The 25,132-nt window shown below is 63.7% G+C and carries 23 protein-coding genes; 7 read left to right on the top strand and 16 right to left on the bottom strand.

Features of this window, described 5'->3' with window-relative positions:
• Nucleotides 1–3: 3 nt before the first annotated feature.
• The 7 genes from pheT to ACE039_RS03680 all read right to left on the bottom strand — a co-directional run bounded on the left by pheT (nt 4) and on the right by ACE039_RS03680 (nt 6,983).
• Nucleotides 4–2,421: a phenylalanine--tRNA ligase subunit beta gene (gene pheT / locus ACE039_RS03710; RefSeq protein WP_485821710.1), complete on the bottom strand. Its 2,418-nt coding sequence runs from the start codon at nt 2,419–2,421 to the stop codon at nt 4–6.
• Between the two features lie 13 nt (nt 2,422–2,434).
• A complete protein-coding gene (pheS, locus tag ACE039_RS03705; RefSeq protein ID WP_105558844.1) occupies nt 2,435–3,457 on the bottom strand; it encodes a phenylalanine--tRNA ligase subunit alpha in 1,023 nt (340 codons plus the stop codon).
• Nucleotides 3,458–3,534: 77 nt separating this feature from the next.
• Nucleotides 3,535–3,894: a 50S ribosomal protein L20 gene (rplT, locus tag ACE039_RS03700; RefSeq protein ID WP_006218741.1), complete on the bottom strand. Its 360-nt coding sequence runs from the start codon at nt 3,892–3,894 to the stop codon at nt 3,535–3,537.
• 15 nt (nt 3,895–3,909) lie between these two features.
• Nucleotides 3,910–4,107: a 50S ribosomal protein L35 gene (rpmI, locus tag ACE039_RS03695; protein WP_006226956.1), complete on the bottom strand. Its 198-nt coding sequence runs from the start codon at nt 4,105–4,107 to the stop codon at nt 3,910–3,912.
• Between the two features lie 317 nt (nt 4,108–4,424).
• Nucleotides 4,425–5,954: a YifB family Mg chelatase-like AAA ATPase gene (locus ACE039_RS03690; RefSeq protein WP_485821709.1), complete on the bottom strand. Its 1,530-nt coding sequence runs from the start codon at nt 5,952–5,954 to the stop codon at nt 4,425–4,427.
• A gap of 207 nt (nt 5,955–6,161) precedes the next feature.
• Nucleotides 6,162–6,413 carry an accessory factor UbiK family protein gene (locus tag ACE039_RS03685; protein ID WP_105558842.1) on the bottom strand — a complete coding sequence of 84 codons (252 nt, stop codon included), beginning with the start codon at nt 6,411–6,413 and terminating at the stop codon, nt 6,162–6,164.
• Nucleotides 6,414–6,572: 159 nt separating this feature from the next.
• Nucleotides 6,573–6,983 carry a DUF5339 family protein gene (locus ACE039_RS03680; protein ID WP_105558841.1) on the bottom strand — a complete coding sequence of 137 codons (411 nt, stop codon included), beginning with the start codon at nt 6,981–6,983 and terminating at the stop codon, nt 6,573–6,575.
• 556 nt (nt 6,984–7,539) lie between these two features.
• On the opposite strand from ACE039_RS03680, the gene ACE039_RS03675 reads away from it, so the two are divergent.
• Together ACE039_RS03675 and amt are read left to right on the top strand one after the other, a co-directional pair.
• Nucleotides 7,540–7,878 (top strand): P-II family nitrogen regulator, encoded by a 339-nt coding sequence (locus ACE039_RS03675; protein WP_006218735.1) that lies wholly within the window; start codon nt 7,540–7,542, stop codon nt 7,876–7,878.
• Between the two features lie 32 nt (nt 7,879–7,910).
• Complete coding sequence (gene amt, locus ACE039_RS03670; RefSeq protein ID WP_105558840.1) at nt 7,911–9,149, top strand: ammonium transporter; 1,239 nt, start codon at nt 7,911–7,913, stop codon at nt 9,147–9,149.
• Between the two features lie 97 nt (nt 9,150–9,246).
• Here amt and ptsP read toward each other — a convergent pair whose 3' ends face one another.
• From ptsP to rfbD, 7 genes are all read right to left on the bottom strand, one after another.
• Complete coding sequence (gene ptsP / locus ACE039_RS03665) at nt 9,247–11,124, bottom strand: phosphoenolpyruvate--protein phosphotransferase (protein WP_485821708.1); 1,878 nt, start codon at nt 11,122–11,124, stop codon at nt 9,247–9,249.
• Nucleotides 11,060–11,329: an HPr family phosphocarrier protein gene (locus ACE039_RS03660; protein WP_006226962.1), complete on the bottom strand. Its 270-nt coding sequence runs from the start codon at nt 11,327–11,329 to the stop codon at nt 11,060–11,062. Before ACE039_RS03660 ends, ptsP begins: the two co-directional genes overlap by 65 nt.
• A 116-nt stretch (nt 11,330–11,445) precedes the next feature.
• Nucleotides 11,446–11,847: a PTS sugar transporter subunit IIA gene (locus tag ACE039_RS03655; protein WP_006226963.1), complete on the bottom strand. Its 402-nt coding sequence runs from the start codon at nt 11,845–11,847 to the stop codon at nt 11,446–11,448.
• 17 nt (nt 11,848–11,864) lie between these two features.
• The gene (gene gshB / locus ACE039_RS03650) at nt 11,865–12,836 is read right to left on the bottom strand and encodes a glutathione synthase (protein WP_485821707.1); all 972 of its coding nucleotides are present in this window, start codon (nt 12,834–12,836) and stop codon (nt 11,865–11,867) included.
• Nucleotides 12,837–12,993: 157 nt separating this feature from the next.
• A complete protein-coding gene (gene infC / locus ACE039_RS03645; RefSeq protein ID WP_081534364.1) occupies nt 12,994–13,548 on the bottom strand; it encodes a translation initiation factor IF-3 in 555 nt (184 codons plus the stop codon).
• Nucleotides 13,549–13,568: 20 nt separating this feature from the next.
• A complete protein-coding gene (gene thrS / locus ACE039_RS03640) occupies nt 13,569–15,521 on the bottom strand; it encodes a threonine--tRNA ligase (RefSeq protein ID WP_448709765.1) in 1,953 nt (650 codons plus the stop codon).
• 337 nt (nt 15,522–15,858) lie between these two features.
• A complete protein-coding gene (rfbD, locus tag ACE039_RS03635) occupies nt 15,859–16,767 on the bottom strand; it encodes a dTDP-4-dehydrorhamnose reductase (RefSeq protein WP_485821706.1) in 909 nt (302 codons plus the stop codon).
• A 186-nt stretch (nt 16,768–16,953) separates the two neighbouring features.
• Here rfbD and ACE039_RS03630 point away from each other — a divergent pair, with 186 nt between their 5' ends.
• Nucleotides 16,954–17,697: a response regulator transcription factor gene (locus ACE039_RS03630; protein WP_485811414.1), complete on the top strand. Its 744-nt coding sequence runs from the start codon at nt 16,954–16,956 to the stop codon at nt 17,695–17,697.
• Nucleotides 17,698–17,735: 38 nt separating this feature from the next.
• Here the strand turns inward: ACE039_RS03630 and hemN are convergent, their stop codons facing one another.
• On the bottom strand, nt 17,736–19,166 hold the full coding sequence (gene hemN / locus ACE039_RS03625; RefSeq protein WP_485821705.1) for an oxygen-independent coproporphyrinogen III oxidase: 1,431 nt from the start codon (nt 19,164–19,166) through the stop codon (nt 17,736–17,738).
• Between the two features lie 126 nt (nt 19,167–19,292).
• Between hemN and ACE039_RS03620 the strand changes: the two genes are divergently transcribed.
• On the top strand, nt 19,293–19,559 hold the full coding sequence (locus ACE039_RS03620) for a hypothetical protein (RefSeq protein WP_448708954.1): 267 nt from the start codon (nt 19,293–19,295) through the stop codon (nt 19,557–19,559).
• 8 nt (nt 19,560–19,567) lie between these two features.
• On the opposite strand, the gene ACE039_RS03615 is transcribed toward ACE039_RS03620, so the two are convergent.
• Nucleotides 19,568–21,043 carry a glycosyltransferase family 39 protein gene (locus tag ACE039_RS03615; protein WP_485821704.1) on the bottom strand — a complete coding sequence of 492 codons (1,476 nt, stop codon included), beginning with the start codon at nt 21,041–21,043 and terminating at the stop codon, nt 19,568–19,570.
• 301 nt (nt 21,044–21,344) lie between these two features.
• Between ACE039_RS03615 and ACE039_RS03610 the strand changes: the two genes are divergently transcribed.
• The 3 genes from ACE039_RS03610 to ACE039_RS03600 all read left to right on the top strand — a co-directional run bounded on the left by ACE039_RS03610 (nt 21,345) and on the right by ACE039_RS03600 (nt 25,091).
• Nucleotides 21,345–22,088, top strand: coding sequence for a FadR/GntR family transcriptional regulator (locus ACE039_RS03610; protein WP_485821703.1), 744 nt, complete (start codon nt 21,345–21,347; stop codon nt 22,086–22,088).
• Complete coding sequence (locus ACE039_RS03605) at nt 22,085–23,329, top strand: Zn-dependent hydrolase (protein ID WP_485821702.1); 1,245 nt, start codon at nt 22,085–22,087, stop codon at nt 23,327–23,329. The genes ACE039_RS03610 and ACE039_RS03605 overlap by 4 nt, the downstream gene beginning before the upstream one ends.
• Before the next feature lie 187 nt (nt 23,330–23,516).
• The gene (locus tag ACE039_RS03600; protein ID WP_448708948.1) at nt 23,517–25,091 is read left to right on the top strand and encodes an ABC transporter substrate-binding protein; all 1,575 of its coding nucleotides are present in this window, start codon (nt 23,517–23,519) and stop codon (nt 25,089–25,091) included.
• Nucleotides 25,092–25,132: the final 41 nt, after the last annotated feature.

Genomic DNA, 25,132 nt, shown 5'->3' with positions numbered 1-25,132 from the left:
GGTTCAAGCACGCTGGCGCGCGCCGTGGGCACTGACCAATGCATCCTTGATGCGGGACAGGCAATCGGCCACACGGGCTTCGTCCAGAGTAACTTCAGTGTCCTGTAGCCAGAAACGGAAAGCAAGGCTTTTCTCGGTGACGGGTTCGCTGCCGTGGGACTTCTCGCGCCACACGTCGAACACGCGCACATCCTGCACCACGGCCAATTGCGCATCCGCCTTGACGGCCGCAGCCACCGTGTCCAGCATCGACTGCGTGGACACAGGAGCATCCACCCACAATGCCAGATCGCGCACCACCACGGGCTGACGCGACAGTTCGCGCACTTCGGGCAGCTCGCCTTCGGACAAGGCGTCAACGTTCAATTCGAAGACCACCGGCGCGTGCGCCAGGTCCGCTTGCTGCGCCCAACGCGGGTGCAGTTCGCCGATCCAACCGATCGCACGGCCGTCCAGTTCGATGCGAGCGCTACGGCCCGGATGCAACGCGGGATGCGCGGCGGCTTCGAAACGCAGGCGGCGGCCGCGTGCACCGAACAGCGCTTCGACATCCATCTTCACGTCATAGAAGTCCACCTGGCGCGTCGCGACGCCCCACTGCTCTTCCACTGCCGGCCCCCAGGCCGCGCCAGACAAGCGCATCGGCTGGCTCACACCCGCCACTTCCAGCGGACCGTCCTCTACGGACGCGTCGCGCATGAACACGCGGCCCAATTCAAACAGGCGCACGCGCGACTGCTTGCGGTTGGCGTTGTGGCGAATGTTGGCGATAAGGCCGCCGATCAAGCTGGAACGCATGACCGACAGATGGCTGGCAATCGGGTTGACCAGACGAACCGGCGTTTCGTTGCCGGCGTAGTCGCGTTCCCAATCCGCTTCGACGAAGCTGTAGTTCACGACTTCCTGGTAGTCCTGCGCGGCGGTCAGGCGGCGCAGCGCATGCGCGCCGCGGTGCACTTCCGGCTGCGAGAACATCTTGGCGCGCGCCATCGGCGGCACATCGGGGATGCTCTCGAAACCGTAGATGCGGGCCACTTCCTCGATCAGGTCTTCTTCAATCTGAAGATCGAAACGATACGACGGCGGGCTGACGATGAAGTCATCGCCTTCGACCGTGAAATCCAGGCCCAAGCTACCAAAGATCTTCGCGACCTGTTCCTGCGTGACGGGCACGCCCAGCACGCGGTGGCAACGCGCCAGGCGCATGCGCACGGGCGGACGGGCCGGCAGGTTGACGATCTGGTCGTCGATGGGGCCAACCTGGCCGCCGCAGATATCGACGATCAGGCGGGTGATGAATTCCAGGTGCTCGGGGATGCTGGCGTAATCCACGCCACGCTCGAAGCGGTGGCTGGCTTCCGAGCTGAACTTGTAGCGGCGCGCGCGGCCCGCAATGGCTTGCGGCCACCAGAACGCGGCTTCCAGATAGATGTTCTGCGTATCCAGCGTCACGGAGGTGGCTTCGCCGCCCATGATGCCCGCCAGGCTTTCCACCTGATCGCCTGCCACCACCACGCCCACTTTCGGGTCGAGCGTGATGGTTTGGCCGTTCAGCAGTTCCAGCGTTTCGCCTTCATGCGCCCAGCGCACGCTGATGTCGCCGCCGATCTTATCCAGATCGAACACGTGCGACGGACGGCCCAGTTCCAGCATGACGTAGTTGGAGATATCCACCAGCGCCGACAACGAGCGCTGGCCGGCGCGCTCCAGGCGCGTCTTCATCCAGCCCGGCGTTGCCGCACGGGCGTTCACGCCACGAATCACGCGGCCGCCAAAACGGCCGCACAGATCAGGGGCTTCGATCTTGACGGGCAGGCGCTCGTCCAGCGTGACGGGCACGGCGACGGCGGTCGGCACGGACAGCGGCGCACCCGTCAGGGCAGCCACTTCACGCGCCACACCCAGGATCGACAGGCAATCGGCGCGGTTGGGCGTGAGCTTGAGCGTGAAGAGCGTGTCGTCCAGGTCCAGCGCTTCGCGGATGGATTCGCCGGGCACCATGTCGGCGGGCAGTTCCAGCAGGCCGGCGTGGTCTTGCGACAGGCCCAGTTCGCGGGCCGAACACAGCATGCCCGACGATTGCACGCCGCGCATTTTGGCCACGCCGATCTTCATGCCGCCAGGCAGCTCCGCGCCCACGCGGGCCAGCGGCACTTTCAGGCCGGCGGCCGCGTTCGGCGCGCCGCACACGATTTGCAGGCGTTCGCCGGAGCCATCGTCCACCTGGCAGACGCGCAGCTTGTCGGCGTCGGGGTGCGGAGCGATGTCGACGATATGGCCCACGACCACACCGGTAAAGGCAGGCGCGGCGGGCACGGTGTCTTCGACTTCCAGGCCGGCCATGGTGAGCCGGTGCGCGAGTTCATCGGTTGCGATCGGAGGGTTGACCAGCGTACGCAGCCAGGATTCGGGAAATTGCATGATCAGCCGTCTGTTATTCGTTGAACTGGCGCAAGAAGCGCAAATCGCCTTCGTAGAACTGGCGCAGATCGTTGACGCCGTAGCGCAACATCGTCAGGCGCTCAAGTCCGGAACCGAAGGCAAAGCCGATGTAGCGCTCGGGATCAAGGCCGAAATTGCGCACCACTTCGGGGTGCACCTGGCCCGAGCCGGAAATTTCCAGCCAACGGCCACGATTGGGACCCGACGTGAACATCATGTCGATTTCGGCGGACGGTTCCGTGAACGGGAAGAACGACGGACGGAAGCGCACGACGAGATCGTCGCTTTCAAAGAAGCAACGCAGAAAATCGGTATACACGCCTTTCAGATCGGCAAACGAGATGTCCTCGGCGATCCAGAGCCCTTCCACCTGGTGGAACATGGGCGAGTGCGTGGCGTCGCTGTCGACGCGGTAGGTGCGCCCGGGTGCAATCACCTTGATGGGCGGCTTGTGCATGCGGGCGTAGCGCACCTGCATGGGGCTGGTGTGCGTGCGCAGCAGCAGCGGCAGGCCGTCGGCGTCGTTCATGTCGACGTAGAACGTGTCCTGCATCGAACGCGCCGGATGGTCCAGCGGGTTGTTCAACGCGGTGAAATTGGTCCAGTCGTTTTCCACTTCGGGGCCGTCGGCCACATCGAAGCCAATGGAACGGAAGATGGCTTCCACGCGCTCCCAGGTCCGGATCACCGGATGGATGCCGCCCGGCGCGCGACCGCGTCCAGGCAACGTGACGTCAATGGTTTCCGAGGCCAGCCGGGCATCCAACTCCGCCTGCGCCAACGCGGCGCGGCGAGCGGTCAGAAGCTCTTCGACTTGTTGCTTGGCCTGATTGATCCGGGCGCCCATTTCGCGCTTCTGCTCGGGATCGAGTTTGCCAAGGCCTTTCAGCAGCACCGTCAGTGCGCCTTCCTTACCCAGGAATCGAGCCTTTGCGTTCTCAAGCGCGGCGGCATCCGTAGCCGCGGCGAACCGTTCTTGCGCCTGGGAGACCAGGTCGTCAACCAATAGAGTCATGAAATCCAGCCTTCAAAACGCAAACGGGGCTATTACAGCCCCGTTTGCAGCGATGCGCGATGAGTTAAAGCGCGCGATCAGGCAGCCAAGGCAGCCTTGGCTTGCTGCACGATGGCGGCAAAGCCGGCCTTGTCGCGCACGGCCAGATCGGCCAGGACCTTACGGTCGAGTTCAATCGAAGCCTTCTTCAGACCAGCGATGAACACGCTGTAGCTAACGCCATGTTCGCGGACGGCAGCGTTGATACGCGTGATCCACAGAGCACGGAACGTGCGCTTCTTGTTACGACGGTCGCGGTAGGCGTATTGGCCAGCGCGCATGACTGCTTGCTTGGCAATACGGAACACATTACCGCGGCGGCCACGGTAACCCTTGGCGGCGGCAATGACTTTTTTGTGACGTGCGCGGGCAGTTACGCCGCGTTTGACGCGAGGCATATTAGATCTCCCTTATCAAGCGAAAGGCATCATGGCCTTGACGGAGGCCACGTTGGATTCATGAACCGCTGCCGAGCCACGCAGTTGACGCTTGGCCTTGGTGGTCTTCTTGGTCAGAATGTGGCGCTTGAACGCCTGACCACGCTTGATGGAGCCGCTGCCGCGAACCTTAAAGCGCTTGGAGGCGCTTTTCTTGGTTTTCATCTTGGGCATGATGATTCCCTAAACTAAACTCATTGTTGATTTGACATGACGCGAGGTGTTTGGCGTTGCTGGCCGAAAGCCCTAGGGCTAGCACCGATGCGACGGCAAAACTTGTAGACCTGTTGCCACTTCTTGGGGTACTTCGGGGTCTTGCTGGGTTATTTCCCTCCGCCATGGCATTGCTGCCACGCACGGCCTCCCCCAGCTCTTGGCAAAAAATGGCCGAGATCCGGGAAAGCCTTTGATTATATGGTGATTTCCTGGTCTTTGTCGAGTCGGCCGCGGCAAAAAGCCAAGCGGACCCGTCCAGGGGTTCCCGCGGGACATCATACGCCAGGGCGACGGTACTGCACCGCCTGCGCCACGTGCCCGGCAGCCAGCACGTCCGCCCCGTCCAGATCGGCGATTGTGCGCGCCACCCGCAGCGCCCGGTGTAACGCCCGCCCAGACCCCGCCATACGGCGCATGGCTTGAAAAAGCAGCGCCTGCGCCTCGCCGTCCATGACGCAATGCCGGTCCAGCTCTGTCCCCGTCAAGGCGGCGTTCAGTTTGCCCTGCCGGGCTTGCTGGCGCTCCTGGCAACGTATCACCCGCTCCTGGACAGGGCCGGACGCCTCGCCGGGAGGGCCGCCCATGGACTCGGGGTCGGATGGCGGCAACGCCACATGCAGGTCGATGCGATCCAGCAACGGCCCCGATATCTTGCCAACATAGCGCGTCACCTGATCGGGCGAGCAAAGACAGGCCCGCGCCGGATGCCCACGCCAGCCACAAGGACAAGGATTCATCGCCGCGACCAATTGGAAGCGCGCAGGGAATTGGGCGGCATGCAAGGCACGGGCGATCACCACCCTGCCCGCCTCAAGCGGTTCACGTAACGCTTCCAGCGTGCGCCGACTGAACTCCGGGAGTTCATCCAGGAATAGCACGCCATGGTGCGCCAGGCTGATTTCGCCCGGCCGGGGACGGCTGCCGCCGCCAACCAGCGCCGCGACGCTAGCCGAATGATGTGGCGATCGGAACGGAGGATGCCCCATCAGCGCCTCGGGCATTCCCGCCAGCGCGGCCACCGCGGCCGCTTCCAGGGCCTGGCTGCGCTGCAAGGGCGGCAACAAGCCCGGAAGGCGGGATGCCAGCATGCTCTTGCCTGCGCCAGGCGGGCCGATCATCAGCAGGCTATGACCGCCGGCCGCGGCCACTTCCAGCGCACGCCGCGCGCCGGGCTGCCCCCGCACATCCGACAAGCAGGGCACGGGCGGCGCCGGCGGCCACGCCTTGGGCACCGCGTTCGGTAACCGGCACGCCCCCGTGACGTGCGCGGCCACGTCCGCCAGGCTGCGTGCCGACAACACATTAAGCCCCGGCACCCAAGCCGCCTGCTCCGCGCTGCCCGCCGGCAGGATCAGCGTGGCATCGGGCGCCTCGCGGGCCACGCTCAACGCAATCACCAACGGGGCGGCAACAGGCACCAGCGCGCCGGTCAAGGACAATTCGCCCGCCAACACCAAGCCGGCCAGCGTGGGGTCGGCTACAGGCAGATCCGGCCCGCTACCGTCCGTGGGCGCGGCCAGTTGGCCGGAGGCCAGCAACAACCCCAGCGCAATGGGCAGGTCGAACCGGCCCGATTCCTTGGGAATATCGGCGGGCGACAGGTTCACCGTGATACGCCCGGGCGGAAAGCCAAAGCCGCTATTGAGAATAGCCGCGCGCACGCGTTCACGGCTTTCGCGCACTTCGGTGTCGGGCAACCCCACGACATTGAAACTGGGCAGCCCCGGACCCAGATGGGTTTCAACCCGGACGGCGTGCGCATGCAGCCCACTAAGCGCCCGGCTGGCAAGAACGGCAAGCGTCAAGACGCTCTCCCGAAGGGAACAAGAGCATCAGTATCCGCAATTACACCGCGCCCGCAGGCGAGAGCGTGACAAAAACAACCGCTCTCCAAGGTGCCGTGTCGATCATTCCATTGATGGTCGCGGCACATAACGCGGCCAAAAAGAAGACGGCCAAAAAAACGACCGCTCCGGGCGGTCGTCGTCGTGCCAGCGCCGAGCGGCGCCAGCCTACTTGTCCAATGCCGACAAGCGCTCTTCCAGCTGCTGCACCTGCGCCGCCAACTGGTCCACGCGAGCACGGGTGCGCGCCAGCAGGTCGGCCTGCACGTCGAATTCCTCGCGCGTGACCAGATCCATCTTGGTGAAAGCCTGGGCCATCATCGCGCGCACGTTCTTTTCAACGTCAGCCGCAGGGCTGCGGGCGATCAGGTCGGAAATGTTTTTCTGGATGTCTTCCATCCATTGGGTGCGGTTATTCATAGCGGCCTCTGGGTGTTCTTGATGCCTCGAGTGTAGTGCTTCAAGCGCCACGCTGCAGGACGAACGGGCAAAAAAAGAGGGCGGGCCGCATGCGGTGACCGCCCATCAAAGCACAGGAGAAAACCGGGCTGCCATGGCGGCAACCCCCTACCAACATCGTTACGGGCAACCCATCTGGGTTGCCGATTGCGCGAACAGGTCCGACGATTGCTTGCACTGCGCTGCCAATTGAGTCTTGTCGGGAATCGCCGCCCACTGCGACTTGGCCGACTCGAGCTGCTGCTTGATGCTGGCAGCCGCCGGGTTGCTGCTGCCCAGCTTGTCCATGCAAGCATTGACCTTGGCCAGATACGCCTCGCACTCGGCCGGAACAGAAGCCGTGGCGCCCGTCGCCGGCGGCGTCGTCGCGGAAGGCGCGGGCGTCGTCGGTGCCGGCGTCGTGGCGGCCGGAGCCGGCGCAGAGGAAGCAGCAGGCGCAGCCGCCTTTTCGTCGCTCTTGTTGCAGCCGGCCAGTACGCCGACCGATGCCGCCAACACCAACATGCCGATCATCTTGCGTTGAATATTCATGGTGCCCTCTTTCCGTTCTTGCTTTTTATTTGGGCGGGCCGCCACACCGGCAACGTCTCTCCGGCAGCCCGATTCGCCCTGGCTCTTTCTGGATAAGCCATGGGCTGTTGTTGATTCTTCTTCAGTGCCCCCTCCGCAACAAGCGTATCCGTGTAAACCCCGGTATCAAACACATCCCTATTTTTTCGCCGCTCCGACCCCAAAAAGGGGGGCGGCTGAATTGCCTCCCCTTTCCCCGACACCCACGGCCCGTAACGCTGTCCGGCCCGCAGTGCTGGAACGAATGACGTGCGCGGCCGCTTCGCAATCCACTACAAACCGCAACACCCCCAGCATCAACTGGCTACAAATGGGGGCGTTGAAACATATTTCGTTTCAAGCCCGGGATGCCCCGCGTTACGCACCAATTTGAGGCCGTTGTGTGGTGCATGAAGCACCATCTTGGTGCAAACAGGCACAACTCAAGCGCCTGCCCCCCGCTCACCCGGGTTTCACCAACATGGCATGAAATTTGCTTGATAGTCGAGGCCAACGTGCAACCATGAGAGGAAATGCCATGAAACTCATCATCGCCATCATCAAGCCCTTCAAGCTCGACGAAGTGCGGGTGGCTCTATCCGGAATCGGCGTCCAAGGTCTGACCGTCACTGAAGTCAAGGGATTTGGACGCCAGAAGGGTCACACCGAGCTGTATCGCGGCGCGGAATACGCCGTCGACTTTTTGCCCAAGCTGCGGGTCGAAGCCGCGGTGCCAGACCACCTTGTCGATCAAGTCATCGAAGCGATCGAACAAGCCGCCCGTACCGGAAAGATCGGCGACGGCAAGATCTTTGCCGCCCCGCTGGAACAGGTGATCCGTATCCGCACAGGTGAAGCTGGCGAAGCTGCGCTGTAAATAAATAAAGAAAGACTCATTGGAGCCTGAAAATGGATAAAGCAGATATCTCCTGGTTGCTCGTCTCTACCCTGCTTGTATTGATGATGGCCGTACCCGGTCTGGCGATGTTCTATGGCGGCCTGGTACGCAGCAAGAACGTGCTGTCTGTGTTGCTGCAAGTGCTGTGCACGTTCGTGCTGGGCCTGGTTCTCTGGTTCATCTACGGTTATTCGCTTGCCTTCACCGAAGGCAACGCGTTCTTCGGCGGCCTGTCGCGCGCCTTCTTCTCTGGCATGTTCACACCGGCTGACGGCAAGTACGCCATGTCGAACACCTTGACCGAGCTGCTGTTCGCCTCGTTCCAGGCCACGTTCGCCGGCATCACCTGCGCGCTGATCGTGGGCAGCTTTGCCGAGCGCGCCCGGTTTTCGGCCGTGCTGGTATTCACGGTGATCTGGTTCACGTTTGCCTACGTGCCAATCGCCCACATGGTGTGGTTCGCCTCCGAAACGGCGCCTGGCCTGCTGAATGCCAAGGGCGCGCTGGACTTCGCCGGCGGCACCGTGGTGCACATCAACGCCGGTGTAGCCGGCCTGGTGGGCGCCTATGTGGTGGGCAAGCGCGTGGGCTACGGCCGCGAAGCGATGCAGCCGCACAACCTGCCGATGACCTTCGTGGGCGCCGCCCTGCTGTGGGTGGGCTGGTTCGGCTTCAACGCCGGTTCGGCCCTGGCCGCCAACGAGAACGCCACCCTGGCCTTCTTCAACACGATGATCGCGACTGCTGGCGCCGTCCTGGCCTGGCTGTTCACGGAATGGGCCATCAAGGGCAAGCCCTCGATGCTGGGTGCCGCCTCCGGCGCGATTGCCGGCCTGGTGGGCATCACCCCCGCCGCCGGCCTGGTTGGCCCGGTGGGCGCACTGATCATCGGCGTGGTTGCCGGTATCGTCTGCGTCTGGGGCGTGAATGGCCTGAAGCGCCTGCTGCGTGCCGATGATGCACTGGACGTGTTCGGCATCCACGGCGTGGGCGGTATCGTCGGCGCCCTGCTGACGGGGGTGTTCAATGCACAAGTCCTGGGTGGCCCCGGCCTGGCCGAGCCTGGCATGATCGCCCACCAACTGTGGGTCCAGCTGGAAGGCGTGCTGCTGACCATCGTCTGGTCCGGCGTGGTGGCGTGGATTGCCTACAAGATCGCCAATGCCCTGTGCGGCATGCGTGTGCCCGAAGACCAGGAGCGCGAAGGCCTGGACGTCACGAGCCACGGCGAATCGGCGTACCACAGCTGATCACAGTAATCGGGTTGTGAAGGACAAAAAAGCCCGGACCGCAAGGTCCGGGCTTTTTCTATTCCGCTGCTTGGCGGCGCCGAAGCGCAACGCTGGTTCAGGTCGGATCCAGCGCGTCCAGATCCACCGGCAAGGCGCGGTTCAGCGCGGTGGCGACCTTGATCCGCAACGCGTTGGAATGCGCCCGGCGCACCTCGCGCTTCACGTCCAGCAACTGTTGCGGGTGCATCGAGAACTCGGTCAGACCCAGGCCCAGCAGCAGGCGGGTCATACGGGAATCGCCCGCCATTTCACCGCAGACCGCCACCGGCTTGCCTGCACGCTCGCCCGCATTGATGGTGTTGGCCACCAGGCGCAGCACGGCGGGATGCAGGGGATCGTAAAGCGTCGCCACGTCATGGTCGCCGCGGTCGATCGCCAGGGTGTACTGAATCAGGTCGTTGGTGCCGATGGACAGGAAGTCCAGCGCCTGGACGAAGGGCTCGATCGCGATGGCAATGGCGGGCACCTCGACCATGGCGCCGACTTCCATGTGCGGCGCATACGCCTGCCCGCGCGCATCAAGCTCGCGCCGGGCGGACTCGATCGCCGCCTTGGTCGCCACCACTTCGTGCATGTGGGCGATCATCGGGATCAGCAAACGCACCGGCCCGTGGGCTGAAGCCCGCAAGATGGCGCGCAACTGCGTCGCGAACATTTCCGGACGCGCCAGGCAGTAGCGGATTGCGCGCTGGCCCAGCGCAGGATTGGTGGCCACGGTGGCCTCGCCGTCCAGCGTCTTGTCCGACCCGATATCCAGTGTGCGAATGGTGACGGGCCGGCCGGCCATGACCCGCACGACCGACGAATAAGCTTCGTACTGCTCTTCTTCGCTGGGCAGGTCCGGACGCCCCATGAACAGGAATTCGCTGCGGAACAAACCAATGCCGTCCGCTCCCGAGGCCAGCGCCAGCGCAGCCTCGTCGGGCAGCTCGATATTCGCGTGCAGCACCACATCGATGCCGTCCAGCGTGACCGAGGGCTCGTCGCGCAACAGGCCGAGTTCGGCCCGTTCGTCGGCGTAGGCGGCCTGACGACGGCGATATTCCTGAAGGATGCGGTCAGACGGGTTGACGACCACGGCGCCCGCAGCGCCATCGATGATCAACATGTCGCCGTCGCGGACCAGCTCGCGCACGTTGCCCATGGCCACAACGGCAGGCACGCCCATGCTGCGCGCGACGATTGCCGTATGCGAGGTCGGGCCACCCAGGTCGGTCACGAACGCCGCGAAGCGGCCGCCGCGCAGGCGCAGCATGTCGGCCGGCGAGATGTCGTGCGCCACCACCACCAGCGCATCGTCGCCGCCCATATGAGACATGTCGGGCAAGATGGCGGACGTGCCGGCCAGCACATGCAGCACGCGTTCGATGACTTGGCGGACGTCGGCCCCGCGCTCGCGCAGGTACTCGTCCTCCATGGCGTCGAACTGCTGCCCCAAAATCTGGCCTTGCGTGGTCAACGCCCATTCGGCGTTGTAATGGCGCTCGGCGATCAGGGCGAGTGTCTGCTCGGCCAGCAACGGATCGCCCAGCAGCAAACTGTGCACGTTCAGCATGGCGCCCAGCTCGCGCGGCGCATCGGCCGGCAAGGTGTCGGCCAATTGCCGAAGCTCGTGCTGCGCCGAGTCCAGGGCGTCGGTCAGGCGGGCACTTTCCGAAGGCACGTCTTCCGGAGATATCCGGTAGTGCGCCACTTCCAGCGCAGCGGCGCCCATGACGACGGCCCGCCCGATGGCGTATCCCTTGGCAACCCCCTTGCCGTAAAGACAAACGACGGGGCTGGCAGCGCCAGATCCGTCGTAAGCGGGGTCCCGGGTCGAGGACGATCCGGCCTGGGCAACACTCAGGCCGGCGGATCCAGGGGGGGGTCTATTCCTGCTCACCGAATTTGCTGTCGAACAGAGTTTCGATTTCGGAAAGGGCTTGTTCGGCATCGCCGCCCGAAGCCTCCAGCTTGACCGTCACGCCCAGCCCGGCCGCCAGCATCATGACGCCCATGATGCTCTTGGCGTTCACGCGCTGCGCACCGCGCGAGATGAAGATCTCGCTTGAGAACTTGCTGGCAAGCTGCGTCAGCTTCGCGGCCGCCCGCGCATGCAAACCCAATTTATTGCTGATGACGATGTCTGTAGTAGGCATAGGAAATATTATGACCGCGGATGAACGCCGCAGTGTTGATCACAGCAAAACGTCAAACCGCCAACTGCTTTTCGGCTTGAATTGCCAGCCGACATAATAGGGCAAATTCCTGCCCGTCAGTCTACACGCAAGACACCCTGCACCCCGCCAGCCAAGGCCTTCTCGCGGGTTTCCGCCAACGGCAAGTTGCGGTAGGTCAGCGCCCGCAGCAGCATCGGGGTATTCAGGCCCGCCAGCACGCAGCATTGGATGCCTTGCGCCTGGGCGTCGGCCACCGCCCGCTTGGAGATATTGGCGGGCGTGGCGCCGATCAGGTCCGTCAGCACCAGCACGCCGGCGCCGTGGTCCTGCCCAAGGATGTCTTTCAAGACATCAGGCGCCAGGTCGTCCGGCCGGTCTTCGGGCTGGATATCGTGAATGGCCAGCATGCCGTCAAGGTTGCCCATGACGTGGCTGGCGCATTCGCGCATCGCCGCGCCCAGGGGCGCGTGCACGACGATAACAATACCCGTGGTCATGACGGATTCCAGAGAGATCAGGCCGCCCGGGCAGTGGTCGCCACGGCGCTTTCTAGCGCCTGGACGAACATGCCCGCGACATCGAAACCGGTCTGTTCGGCAATCTCTACGAAACAGGTGGGGCTGGTGACGTTGACTTCGGTGACGTAGTCGCCAATGACGTCCAGGCCGACCAGCAGCAGACCGCGCGCGGCAAGCTTGGGAGCCACGGCTTCGGCGATTTCGCGGTCACGCGCGGACAGTTCCTGTGCGACGCCACGGCCGCCCGCGGCCAGGTTGCCGCGCGTTTCGCCAGCCAGCGGAATGCGGGCCAGCGAGTACGGGACGGGCGCGCCGCCGATCAGCAGGATGCGCTTGTCACCGTTGACGATCTCAGGGATGTACCGTTGGGCCATGATGGTGCGCGCGCCGTTGTCGGTCAGCGTTTCCAGGATGGCGTTCAGGTTGGGATCCTTGGGCTGCAAGCGGAACACGCCGGTACCGCCCATGCCGTCCAACGGCTTCACGATCACGTCATGATGCGTGTCGTGAAAGGCCTTCAGGCGAGCCATGTTGCGCGTCACCAGCGTCGGGGCGGTGAACTCGCTGATCTCGGTGATCGCCAGTTTTTCAGGATGGTTGCGAATGGCGGCGCCGGTATTGAACACGCGCGCGCCTTGTGCCTCGGCGTATTCGAGCAGATGCGTGGAATACACGTATTCCATGTCGAAAGGAGGGTCTTTGCGCATGACCACAGCGCCAAAATCCGCCAGCGGCAGGTCTTGCGCGGCGGACTCCGCCCACCAATCGTGGCCGTGCAGATCGGCGTCCGCCACCAGCGAGATGGGCGTGGTGACGGCCTTGACCGTGCCGGCCTCAATGTAGAGGTCGCCCTGCATGGCCACGCTAAGCGTGTGACCGCGCGCCACGAGGGCACGCATCATGGCAACCGAACTGTCCTTGTACGCCTTGAGAAGCGGCAAGGGATCAATAACGAACAATACATGCATCGCGACACCCTGAACGTACGCCGCCTTCCCTAGTGGGAAGGCGGCTTTTTTACATCGTAGCGCAGAGCCGCCCAATAAGCGAACCCGCCGGTCACGCAATGGACGGCGGGTCGGATGGGAAGCGGCCTAGCCCTCCAGGGAAGGCCAAGGCTGGAACTTACGCCGCCGACTCAGGCTTGCCCGCAGCGGGCACGGCCTTCTTCTTCGGCGCCAGCACCATGACCATCTGACGGCCTTCGAGCTTCGGCATGGCTTCGACCTGGGCAAGTTCCAGCAGATCGTCACGCACACGTTCAAGCACGCGCATACCAAGTTCCTGGTGGGCCATTTCGCGGCCACGGAAGCGCAGCGTCACCTTGGCCTTGTCGCCCTCTTCGAGGAAGCGGCGCAAATTGCGCAGCTTGACCTGGTAGTCGCCCTCGTCGGTGGCCGGACGGAATTTGACTTCCTTGACCTGGATGACCTTCTGCTTGGAACGAGCTTCGGCTTGACGCTTCTGCTCTTGGTACTTGAACTTACCGTAGTCCATCAAACGGCAGACCGGCGGCTCGGCGTTCGGCGCGATTTCCACCAGATCCACGTCGCTTTGCTCGGAAAGACGGAACGCGTCGGCGATCTTGACGATGCCCAGCTGTTCCCCTTCCAGACCTATCAGGCGCACCTCGGGGACGCGGATTTCACCGTTGATGCGATTGGCTTTTTCAGTGGCGATGTTGAAAGCTCCTAGAAATGTTAAGCAGCACTGCTATCAGGTTGATTGACGTCGCGACGGGTGGACACATCCTCGGACAATCGCGCGACGAACTCGTCGTATGCGATGGCGCCAAGGTCCAGTCCGCCCAGACCGCGTACGGCTACGGTGCCGTTTTGCTTCTCCTTGTCGCCGACGACAAGAATGTACGGCACCTTTTGCAGGCTGTGCTCCCGAATTTTACGAGTGATTTTTTCACCACGCAAATCGGACTCTACTCTAAAGCCTTGTTTTTTCAGGCTTTGTGTGATTTCAGCCGCATAATCGGCTGAAGGTTCGGAAATGCAGCATACGACAGCCTGCACCGGAGCCAGCCAGGGAGGCATCGCGCCGGCATGGTTTTCGATCAGCATACCGATAAAACGCTCGAGCGAACCCAGGATGGCACGGTGCAACATGACCGGCGGACGGCGCTGGTCATTCTGGTCCACGTATTCGGCGCCAAGGCGCACGGGCATGGAGAAGTCGACCTGGATGGTACCGCATTGCCAGTGACGGCCGATGGCGTCCTTCAGGGTGTATTCCACCTTCGGGCCGTAAAAGGCGCCTTCCCCGGGCGAAATCTCGAATTCGCAGCCCGTGCGGCGCAAGCTTTCCATCAGGGCCTGTTCGGCCGTATCCCAGACTTCGTCCGAGCCGATGCGTTTTTCAGGACGCGTGGCGACCTTGTACAGCACTTCGGTGAAGCCGAAGTCGCGGTAGACCTTTTGCAGCAAGGCCGTGAAGTCGGCGCATTCGTCCTGAAGCTGTTCTTCGGTACAGAAAATGTGACCGTCGTCCTGCGTGAAACCGCGCACCCGCATCATGCCGTGCAGCGAGCCCGAGGGCTCGTTGCGGTGGCATTGGCCGAATTCGCCATAGCGCAGCGGCAGCTCGCGATAGGAATGCAGGCCGGAATTGAAGATCTGCACATGGCCCGGGCAGTTCATCGGCTTCAAGCCATAGACCCGGTTCTCGGACTCGGTCGTGAACATGTTTTCACGATAATTGTCCCAGTGGCCCGTCTTCTTCCACAGCGACAGGTCCAGGATCTGCGGCGCTTTGACTTCCTGGTAGCCGTTGTTGTTGTACACGGCGCGCATGTATTGCTCGACCTGCTGCCAGAGGGCCCAGCCCTTCGGGTGCCAGAAAATCAGGCCCGGCGCTTCGTCCTGGAAGTGGAACAGATCAAGTTCGCGGCCAATCTTGCGATGGTCGCGGCGTTCGGCCTCTTCCAGCATGTGCAGGTAGGCTTCCTGGTCTTCCTTGGTCGCCCAGGCGGTGCCGTAGATGCGCTGGAGCATCTCGTTCTTGCTGTCGCCGCGCCAATAGGCGCCCGCCACCTTCATCAGCTTGAAGACTTTCAGCTTGCCCGTGGACGGCACGTGGGGGCCGCGGCACAGGTCGATGAAATCGCCTTCGCGGTACAGGCTGAGCGGCTCGTTCGAGGGAATCGAAGCGATGATCTCGGCCTTGTACGTCTCGCCGATGCCCTTGAAGAATTCGACGGCGTCGTCGCGCGACCATTCTTCGCGCGTGACGACTTCGTCCTTCTTGGCCAATTCGGCCATCTTCTTTTCGATGGCGGCCAGGTCTTCCGGGGTGAACGGGCGCTTGTACGAAAAATCGTAGTAGAAGCCGTTGTCGATCACGGGGCCGATGGTGACCTGGGCGTCAGGAAACAAGGACTTGACGGCGTAGGCCAGCAAGTGGGCCGTGGAGTGACGGATCAGCTCGAGGCCGTCGGCGTCCTTGGTGGTGACAATCGCCAGGCGAGCGTCGCCTTCGATGCGGAAGCTGGTGTCGACCAGCTTGGATTCCGCGCCTTCGACCGTCACGCGGCCGCCCAGGGCGGCCTTGGCCAAGCCCGTGCCGATCGATTGCGCCACTTCGGCGACCGTTACCGGCCCCGGATATTGGCGCTGCGAACCATCGGGCAATGTGATCTGTACCATCGGGAGTGCTTCCTGGGGTTCTTGGAACTGGAAAAAACAAAAATCGGAAACGAAAAACGCGGCCTGAGAGCCGCGTTCTAGTGGTTGTCTTGCTGAGTCCTACCGCTGACCTGACACGGTGAAACCCGACGCACGAAAAACTAACGCGACATAGGGCGAAAGTTCCGGGTCGTAGTTCGTGCCAGCGGGAAAAACATGGTTCTAAGCCTGTTGGTACGCGCCCGAGGCGGCGCGAAGCAAAGTGGCGCAATCGGGATCAACGGATCAATTGCGTTTATCGTTGCCGATTGTAGCACCATTTGCGCCCTTTTCGTCGCGTAAACGAGACAACCTCCCCTCACGCCAGGTTGCGGCTGCCCGCGAGGGCAGCCAGTGCGTGCCGCACGCCGTCCCGCCATGGCGGCGAGTGGATCCCGAATTGCCGTTCGAGCAAACCGGTGTCCAGGCACGAGTTCAAGGGCCTGCGCGCCGTGGAGGGGTACTGGCGGGAGGGGACGGGCTGGATGTCGGCCGGCGTCAACGTGATGGGCAGGCCCGCGATCCGCGCCTGCTCTGCAACAAAGCAGGCGTATTCGTGCCAGGAAGCATGGCCTGCGGCCGCAAGGTGATACAGCCCGAACGGGAATCCGTCGCCGCCGCGCAAATAGCGCGCCACCGCGAACGCCGTCACGTCGGCAACGAACGCGGCGCCGGTCGGCGCGCCTCGCTGGTCGCTGACAACGCGCAGCGGCTCGGGCTGCCGCAACGCCATCAGCATGGATCGCAGGAAGCTGTTGCCGAAGACGCCGTAGATCCACGACGTGCGGAACACGAGATGCGCCGGGTTCATGACCTGGACGGCGCGCTCGCCCGCGAGCTTGCTGCGCCCATAGGCGTTCAGCGGCGCGGGCGTGTCGGTTTCGACGTAAGGATCGGGTTTGGCGCCATCAAACACGTAATCGGACGAGTAATGGACAATCAGCGCGCCCCGGCTTGCCGCCAGGGCAGCGAGCTCGCCCGCTGCCTCGCCGTTGATCCGCATAGCCCGCACCACGTCTTCTTCGGCGCGCTCGACCGACGTCAGCGCGGCGGCATTGACGATGACGTCGGGTTTTTCGCGGCGGACCACGCGCGCCAGCTGCAGGCGGTAGGTCAGGTCGCACTCGCTTTTGCCCACCGCTGCCACGATGCCCAGCGGCGCAAGGCTGCGCCTGAGCTCAAAACCCAATTGGCCGTCTCGCCCTAACACCAGGATCTTCTTCAACATGCTTACGCTCTATATCAGGCCAAGGGTGCAACAGTCTGATTTTGGCGCTTTTCCTGTCCGGACAACCGTACGAAAACGTAATCTGCCTTCGCAAATTTCAGACAACCGCGACGCGTGCTTCGGATTTCGCCCTGAACCGGATGAAACCGCAATCGGCGTTCCTTTTTACCGGCCTATGGGGCATCGATGAAATCTGTTTCAACGCCTGTGACCGTGGCGTCATTCTTTTCGTCTCCGCCTCGCAGCGGCGACAGCGATGATCGCCCAGGCGCTCGCAGGCACCTGCTGCTGTCGCGCCCTCCCCCCACCATTCGGGTCGCCGTGCTGGACGACCATCCCGTGGTGGCGCTGGGTGTGGCCGCCTACCTGGAAAGCCGCCCGGGCTTCCGGGTCGTCCATCGGGAAACCTCGGCGCGTTCCCTCTTGGAAAAGCTCGGCCAAACGCCCTGTGACGTAGCCCTGATAGATTTTTACCTGCCCCAGGAACCCTGGGACGGCGTCAATTACCTGCGCCGCCTGCGTCGATACCACCCCAATCTGGCGATCATCACGTTTTCGGCCGGCAACCTCTATGAAACGCAATATGCCGCCTTTCGCGCGGGGTCCAACGGGTACCTGGCCAAGCAGTGGGGAATGGTCTTGCTACCGGACATGATCCGCGGAGTCCTGAACGGCAAGGACCTCTTCCTGTCAGTCGAAGAAGGCAAGGTCCGCCCCCTGCAGCCGACGCACCCGCAAGCGCTCCTGACCACCTCCGAGGTGGAAATTCTTCGGCATATCAGTCAGGGGTTATCGGTGACGCAGATCGCCGTCCGGCTCATGCGCAGCAAAAAGACGGTCAGCACGCACAAGCGCCGGGCCATGCGCAAGCTGCAGCTGGCCGACGACCTGTCGTTGGCGCTGTACCTGCGCGAGAAGTTCGCTGAATAATGATGCGCAAGGCGCCCGAGGCGCCTTGCGCAGGCCGGTCAGATGATGCGGGAATAGCTGGCGCTGGTGCTCACAGTGCGCAAATAGCCGTCAAACGCCATGGCGACGGCGCGCACGAAATACCAGCCCAGCCCGGTCACCTGGACTTCGCCCGCACGCAAATTCACAAGGCCCAATTCGGCCAGGTTCGCCATTTGCAGCAATTCGCGGCTGAAATAGTCGCCAAAGCGCAGGCCATGGCGGGCCTCGATTCGCGCGAATTCCACGCGGCCCTGGCACATGATGTCCATGATGACCTCGCGCCGCACCAGGTCGTCGGCATTGAGGGCCAAGCCGCGCTCGACGGCGAAATGCCCGGACTCGATGGCGGCGTAGTAGGCGTCCAGGACTTTGGCGTTTTGGCTGTAGGTATTGCCGATGCGGCCGATGGCCGACACGCCCAGCGCAACCAGATCGCGGTCGGGCTGCGTGCTGTAGCCCTGGAAATTCCGGTGGAGTTCGCCGCGCTGCTTGGCAATGGCGAGCGCGTCGGTGTTCAACGCGAAATGGTCCATTCCGATGTAGGTGTAGCCCTGCTGCAGGAAGCCGTCGATGGCCGAGCTGAGCAGGCCGACGCGGGTGGTGCGGTCAGGCAAGTCGGCGTCATTGATGCGGCGCTGCGGCTTGAAACGTTCCGGCAAGTGCGCGTAGGCGTACAACGCGATGCGGTCGGGCCGCAGCGCCACTACCTGCGAAATCGTGCGCGTGAACGATTCGGTCGTCTGCAAGGGCAGCCCGTAGATAAGGTCTACGTTGACCGAGTCGTAGTCCAGTGCTCTGGCGCTTTGCATCAGCGCTCGCACGTCTTCGAAGGACTGCACCCGGTGCACCGCCACCTGCACTTTGGGGTCGAAATCCTGCACGCCGAAGCTCAGCCGGTTGAAGCCCAGCTGCCGCAAATGGGCCAGGCGCGCAGGCGTGGCCGTGCGCGGGTCGACCTCGATCGAGATTTCCGCGTCCGGCTCGAACCGGAAACTCGCCCGCAGGTCTTGCATCAGGCGGGTCAGTTCGTCGTCGGACAGGAAGGTGGGCGTGCCGCCGCCGAAATGCAGTTGCGACACCGGGACGCCCGCGCCCAGTTCCTGAACATGCAAGGCGATTTCGTGGGCCAGCGCATCCAGGTAGCGGGCCGCGCGTTCGTGATGCCGCGTCACCACCTTGTTACAGGCGCAGTAGTAACAGACCGAATCGCAAAATGGGATGTGCACGTAGAGCGAGAGGGGCTCGTTGGGCGTGGCGACGCGCCGCTGTTGCAACGCCTGCCGGTAGTCTTGTTCGCCGAAACCGGCGTGATAACGGTCAGCCGTGGGATAAGAGGTGTAGCGAGGCCCGTTTTTGTCCAGCCTGGCCAGCAACTGGGGCGGAAAAAATGGCTCGGCGGCGGCAGGGGCCGATGGTTCTGAAACGAGTGGGCGTAGGGCGGCTTGCATAACCCGGATTATTCGCCTGTGGCGCCCTTCCCACCTTGATCTTGCGCAAATCCCGGTCCAAGCGGATGCGCGCGCGGTCTGGCCCTTAAAATGCGCCCATTCACGATGCAGAACAAGGACACCCTCATGGACACTGAACTGGAAGGCCGCTTGCTGGCCATGCGCCAGGCGTTGGCGATCGCCATCGCCCTTTCCACCCGCAGCAGCCCCCAGGCGACCGATATGGCGCTGGAACTGCTGGATGACCTGAAGGCGAACATGGACAAGACGCCGTCGGACAGCCCGTTCGAAAAACCGGAATGGGTAGTGGGCGCGCACGACGAATTGGACGGCATCGCGCGCCTGGTGCGCGCCTTCACGCAAACGCCGGAGCCGGACAGCGACGCGCAATAGCCCACTGCCTAGCCGTTCGCGCGGCAGACGGCGCCGGGTGGAAGCACCCGCCAGTGCAGGCCCGGGAAACCCGCTCCGACCGGCTCGAAGCCCGGTGGACGCGCATTCATGCTGAGTTCCAGCGCTCCGCATGTGGCCGCCAACCCGGGGGGCACCCACGGGCTGAAGCGCAACTGCCCGTCGATCAGTACCAGGGGTTGCTCGGGCAGCCGCAAAGCCAGTGCGCCAGCTTCCGCCGGCGGCCCCGAAATCACCCGGACCGGCCCGCCCAGGGCTTGCGTGGCCCGCCCATGCAGGGCCTGTGCCAACGCCTGCGAATCGAAATACCGCCAGTCCGCCGCACGGCGTGCCAAGCCCGCCCCCGCGGGCGAGGTCAGTTCCACGCGCGCCATCAGCAGCACCTGGATCAGCATGAACACCGCTGCTGCTTCCCGTGGCCTGACACGCCCCCACCCTGCGCGGCCGCGCAGCAGTTCCATCGCGGCCGGGACCGCGAACAACAGATACGGCGTGCCCCAATGCAGTTGAACGTGGGAACCGGTGGCCAGCGTCATCGCGCTGACAAAGACCAGCGGCGTGAAACCGAAGGCCAGCAACAGCGCGCGCCCGGGATCGCCAGACGCAGCGACTGGCGTGACCGGGATGGCCCCGCGGAATGGCCGGCGCCGCGCCAGCAGCCACACCGCCCCCAACAGCATCCATGCCGGCATGGCTCGGTTCAGCAACTGGTCGCCCCACCATCGCACCACCTCTTGCACGCGGGCGGGCCACGACAAACTGGCGGCCAGCGACGATGACATGGCGTAACCCAACGACTCAAAGTCGTTGGCTGCCAGCCAGACCAGATGCGGCGAAAACACGGCCAACGCCGTCAGCCCCGCCACCTGCAGGCCAAACCCCTGCATGGGGTCGCGCCAACCACGCTGGCTAAGCCAGAAGACGAGCACGGCCACGCCCGCCACCACGATCTGGTACTTGGCCAAGGCGCCCAACCCCAGGCAGACACCGAGCGCGAGCCACCAGCCGATACGGCGCGTCGTGTAGGCCTTCCAGCAGGCCGCCGCGCAGCCCACCACCAGCGGAATCAGCACGATCTCGTGGTTATAGAAGTACAGGCGGCCGTTGTAGAAGGTGACGCACAAGCCGGCCAGCAAAGCGGTCATGGCATAGGCGCGCCCGCGCAGTTCGCGCACCAGGCGCCACAGCAGCGCGAAAGCGCCCAACGTGCACGCCGCACCCGCGACATACGTTGCCCACGCCGACCATCCCAGCAACTGGACCACCGGCCATAGCAGCCACGTGGGCAACGGCGGATGCTTGTAATACCCCCATTCCAGGCTGCGCACCCAGGTCAATTGCTCGATATTGTCGGTAGGCGGCGCCAGCGCCCCCCGGTCCAGCAGGGGCAGCCAGCACAAGGCGAACACCAGCAGCCCCACGCCAATCGCCCAGCCCTCCAGCCGGGCCACCCGCATTGCCCCCATTCCCACTCCGCATCTCCCTGCCACCCACCGGCGGACGGCCTTGCCAGCCCGACATCGGACCGGCGGAATTATCGATTTGCGGAGCCGCCGAAGCCCGGCGGTTTTGTTGGCCAATTGTTCTGAAACTGTAAAGCCGGGGACCGGTTTGGATCATGCCTAACTGGCCTGACCACTTGCGAGGAAGACGTGAAATCCCTCTGATCGTTTTCCCTGAATAACCGATATTTCTCTTCTATTTCAATGGCGGCATGCCTATATTGGTGGCCTGACCACCAGGCCATTCAAGTTGGGCAATCACGCCATGAGCACGTTCCAGGCTGTCGCTGCTACCCGGCTGTACCGCATGATCGCCGACCAGATCGCCGGCCGGATCCGCGCGGGTGATTTCCCCCGCAGCGGGCGGCTGCCGTCCGAGCGCGAACTGGCGGAACAATTGCAGGTCAGCCGGGCGTCGATCCGCGAAGCCTTGATCGCCCTGGAGATCGAGGGCTACGTGGAAGTGCGGGTCGGTTCTGGCGTGTTCGTGACGATCGCGCCGGATGGCGCCGGATTTCCAGCGGCCGCCGGTTCGGCATCGCACGGCGCGGCGGACCGCGACGACTTCGGCCCCTTCGATCTGCTGGAAGCCCGCATGTTGATCGAGCCCGAATGCGCCGCACTTGCCGCGCACCAGGCGACGCCCGCGCAGATCGCCGCCATCCGCGACGCACATGCCGACATGTCGCTGACCGACTCGCCCGGCCGCCACGACCGCGAATTCCATAGCGCCATCGCCGTCGCTTGCGGCAACGCGGCGTTGGCGTCCGCCGTCGCCCATTTGTGGAATCTCAGCCAGGCGAGCCCGGTGTACAGCCGCATGCAGGATTACTTCGTCACCACGCAGGCGTGGGCCGCCGCTCATGCCGAACACCAGCGCATCCTGAACGCCATCGTGGCGCGGGACCCCATCCGGGCACGGCATGCCATGCATACGCACCTGCTGGGCATCCTGGCGCGCCTGCGCGAAGACTTCGATTCATTCACCGACCTTCGAGGCAACCCATGACATCGTCTTCCCTTTCCATCAACGGCAAGCGGCTGTGGCAATCACTGATGGATCTGGCGCAGATCGGCGCCACGCCCAAGGGCGGCAATTGCCGTCTGGCGCTGACCGCGCTGGATGGACAGGGCCGCGACCTGGTGACGGGCTGGATGCGCGACGCCGGCATGACGGTGCGAGTGGACCAGGTCGGCAACATCTTCGCGCGCCGCGCGGGCCGCAACAACGATCTGCCGCCCGTCATGACCGGCAGCCATATCGATACGCAGCCCACGGGCGGCAAGTTCGACGGCTGTTATGGGGTGCTGGCCGGGCTTGAAGTCATGCGCACGCTGAACGACGCAGGCGTCGAGACCGAAGCGCCGCTGGAATTGGCCATCTGGACGAACGAGGAAGGATCGCGCTTCGTGCCGGTCATGATGGGATCCGGCGTGTTCGCGGGCAAGTTCCCGCTGGAGACGGCGCTGTCGGCACGAGACGCTCAGGGCCTGTCGGTGCGCGATGAACTCCAGGCGATCGGCTACGCAGGCGCCGACCCCGTCGGTGGAAGGCCGGTCGACGCCTATTTCGAGGCGCATATCGAACAGGGCCCGATCCTGGAGCACGAAGAGAAGATCATCGGCGTGGTGACCGGCTCGCTAGGCCTGCGGTGGTACGACATCACGGTGACGGGCATGGAGATGCACGCCGGCCCCACGCCCATGGCGATTCGCCGCGACGCGCTGTTCGCCGCCAGTTTCCTGGTGCAAGCCGTGATCAACATTGCAAACACGCATCAGCCGCATGGGCGCGGCACCGTAGGCGAAATTCACGCCTATCCGGGCTCGCGCAACGTCATCCCGGGCCAGGTCCGGTTTACCGCGGACCTTCGCCATGAAGACGAGGCGACGCTGGCGCGCATGGACCAGGCCTGGCGCCGCGCCTGCGACGACATTGCCGTCGCGCATGGCGTGCGGGTTGAACTGAAAGACGTGCAGACCTTCCTTCCCACGCCCTTCGACCCGGATCTGGTGGAAAAGGTGCGCCAGGGCGCGGCCCACCGCCGCCTGCCCGCCATGAACATCGTGACAGGCGCGGGGCACGACGCGGTCTACATGGCCGCGGTCGCCCCGACCGCGATGATCTTCGTGCCCTGCAAGGACGGCATCAGCCACAACGAGATTGAAGACGCGCAGCCGGAGCATCTGGAAGCAGGCTGCAACGTGCTGCTTGATGCCATGGTGGCGCGCGCCAACGCCGCGCGTTAGCACCGCCGATTTCGCCGCAATGGTGCGCGGCCGTCTTACCCAGCACCTGTATGAAGCATGGTTGTATCGGCTTCACCCGTAGTACCCCTGAGAAATGCAGGTGGCACGAGGTTTGCTTGTTATTGCCCGGCATCCCGCCGCGCGACGGCGGTCACCTGTCAGTCCCTTTCCAGCCCGGAGGCTCGCAGTGAAATCGAAGAAATGGTTCTCCTTGAAGTTCGGCGCATTGGTCCTTGCGGCCGCGCTGCCCGCCACAGAAGCCCTGGCCCAGACCAAGGGCGGCACCTTGAACATGATCGTTCAGCCGGAGCCGCCCGTGATCGTCACGGCCATCAACCAGCAAGGCCCCACGCAATTCGTCGCGGGCAAGATCTATGAAAGCCTGCTGACCTACTCCACCGACCTGAAGCCGCAGCCGGGCCTGGCCAAATCGTGGGAAGCCGCGGCCGACGGCCTGACCTACACGTTCCACCTGCAAGACAACGTCAAGTGGCATGACGGCAAGCCGTTCACGTCGGAAGACGTCGTGTTCTCGCTGGCGGACATGCTGCCCAAGACGCATGCACGCGCCCGCGTGATCCTGAACAAGTTCGTCGATTCGGTGCAGGCGCCCGACGCCAAGACCGTCGTCATCAAACTGAAGACGCCCTTTCCCGCCTTCATGTTGATGTTCGAGCCGGGCTTTGCGCCGATGATGCCCAAGCATCTTTATGCCGGCACCGACTACATGACCAACCCGGCCAACCAGAAGCCGGTGGGCACGGGCCCCTTCATGTTCAAGGAATGGAAGCGCGGCGAATACATCAAGCTGACGCGAAACCCGGCGTACTGGAAGCCGGGCATGCCGTATCTGGACGAACTGGTGTTCAACGTGATTCCCGACGCGGCTTCGCGCGCCGTGGCGTTCGAGCGCGGCAGCGTGGACGTGCTGCGCGGCGGCGATGTGGACAACGTGGACATCAAGCGCCTGCGCGCCTTGCCCAAGGTGGAATACACCACGGCGGGCTGGGAAATGTTCTCGCCGCAGGCCTACCTGATCTTCAACATGCGCAAGCCGCCGTTCGACAACCTGAAGGTGCGCCAGGCGGTGATGGCCGCGATGAACCGCAACATGGTCGTCAACAACATCTTCTTCGGCCTGGGCAAGGTGTCGACCAGCCCCTTCGTGACCACCGAGATGTTCTATGACAAGAACATGCCGGCCATGCCCTTCGACATGAAGAAGGCGCGCGCGCTGATCAAGGAATCGGGCATCAAGCCCGAGGACTACACGATCCGCCAGCTGAGCTTCCCTTACGGCTCCACCTGGGACCGCCTGGGTGAATACACCAAGCAGGCGCTGGAACAACTGGGTTTCAAGGTCAATCTGGAATCGACGGACGCGGGCGGCTGGGCCAGCCGCACGGGCAACTGGGATTTCGACATGACCACGACCTTCACCTACCAGTACGGCGACCCCGCGCTGGGCGTGCAGCGGCTGTACATCACGTCGAACATCGTCAAGGGTTCGCCGTTCGCCAACGTGCAGGGCTACAGCAACCCCGAGACCGACAAGCAATGGGAAGCCGCCGCCTCCGAAGTCGATCCGGCCAAGCGCCAGGCGCTCTACACCTCGCTGCAGACGACGCTGGTCAATGAAGTCGCCAACGGCTTCCTGGTGGACATGGAGTTCCCCACCCTGTATCGCGGCAACGTGAAGAACCTGGTCAAGACCGCCATCGGCTTGAACGAGTCGTTCGACGACGTGTACATCGAGAAGTAAGCGCAGCAAGACGCCGCCGCGGAGTCCCCGCGGCGGCGGCT

The organism is Achromobacter maghribensis, from assembly GCF_057334215.1.
The sequence above is the reverse complement of the archived record's forward strand: the minus strand, read 5'-3'. Positions and strand labels throughout refer to the sequence as shown.

What these genes read in the sequence shown, in the direction of transcription:
- pheT (WP_485821710.1), bottom strand. Translation starts at nt 2,421, where the DNA reads ATGCAATTTCCCGAATCCTGGCTGCGTACGCTGGTCAACCCTCCGATC.
- pheS (WP_105558844.1), bottom strand. Translation starts at nt 3,457, where the DNA reads ATGACTCTATTGGTTGACGACCTGGTCTCCCAGGCGCAAGAACGGTTC.
- rplT (WP_006218741.1), bottom strand. Translation starts at nt 3,894, where the DNA reads ATGCCTCGCGTCAAACGCGGCGTAACTGCCCGCGCACGTCACAAAAAA.
- rpmI (WP_006226956.1), bottom strand. Translation starts at nt 4,107, where the DNA reads ATGCCCAAGATGAAAACCAAGAAAAGCGCCTCCAAGCGCTTTAAGGTT.
- ACE039_RS03685 (WP_105558842.1), bottom strand. Translation starts at nt 6,413, where the DNA reads ATGAATAACCGCACCCAATGGATGGAAGACATCCAGAAAAACATTTCC.
- ACE039_RS03680 (WP_105558841.1), bottom strand. Translation starts at nt 6,983, where the DNA reads ATGAATATTCAACGCAAGATGATCGGCATGTTGGTGTTGGCGGCATCG.
- ACE039_RS03675 (WP_006218735.1), top strand. Translation starts at nt 7,540, where the DNA reads ATGAAACTCATCATCGCCATCATCAAGCCCTTCAAGCTCGACGAAGTG.
- amt (WP_105558840.1), top strand. Translation starts at nt 7,911, where the DNA reads ATGGATAAAGCAGATATCTCCTGGTTGCTCGTCTCTACCCTGCTTGTA.
- ptsP (WP_485821708.1), bottom strand. Translation starts at nt 11,124, where the DNA reads ATGCCGAACAAGCCCTTTCCGAAATCGAAACTCTGTTCGACAGCAAAT.
- ACE039_RS03660 (WP_006226962.1), bottom strand. Translation starts at nt 11,329, where the DNA reads ATGCCTACTACAGACATCGTCATCAGCAATAAATTGGGTTTGCATGCG.
- ACE039_RS03655 (WP_006226963.1), bottom strand. Translation starts at nt 11,847, where the DNA reads ATGACCACGGGTATTGTTATCGTCGTGCACGCGCCCCTGGGCGCGGCG.
- gshB (WP_485821707.1), bottom strand. Translation starts at nt 12,836, where the DNA reads ATGCATGTATTGTTCGTTATTGATCCCTTGCCGCTTCTCAAGGCGTAC.
- thrS (WP_448709765.1), bottom strand. Translation starts at nt 15,521, where the DNA reads ATGGTACAGATCACATTGCCCGATGGTTCGCAGCGCCAATATCCGGGG.
- rfbD (WP_485821706.1), bottom strand. Translation starts at nt 16,767, where the DNA reads ATGTTGAAGAAGATCCTGGTGTTAGGGCGAGACGGCCAATTGGGTTTT.
- ACE039_RS03630 (WP_485811414.1), top strand. Translation starts at nt 16,954, where the DNA reads ATGAAATCTGTTTCAACGCCTGTGACCGTGGCGTCATTCTTTTCGTCT.
- hemN (WP_485821705.1), bottom strand. Translation starts at nt 19,166, where the DNA reads ATGCAAGCCGCCCTACGCCCACTCGTTTCAGAACCATCGGCCCCTGCC.
- ACE039_RS03620 (WP_448708954.1), top strand. Translation starts at nt 19,293, where the DNA reads ATGGACACTGAACTGGAAGGCCGCTTGCTGGCCATGCGCCAGGCGTTG.
- ACE039_RS03615 (WP_485821704.1), bottom strand. Translation starts at nt 21,043, where the DNA reads ATGGGGGCAATGCGGGTGGCCCGGCTGGAGGGCTGGGCGATTGGCGTG.
- ACE039_RS03610 (WP_485821703.1), top strand. Translation starts at nt 21,345, where the DNA reads ATGAGCACGTTCCAGGCTGTCGCTGCTACCCGGCTGTACCGCATGATC.
- ACE039_RS03605 (WP_485821702.1), top strand. Translation starts at nt 22,085, where the DNA reads ATGACATCGTCTTCCCTTTCCATCAACGGCAAGCGGCTGTGGCAATCA.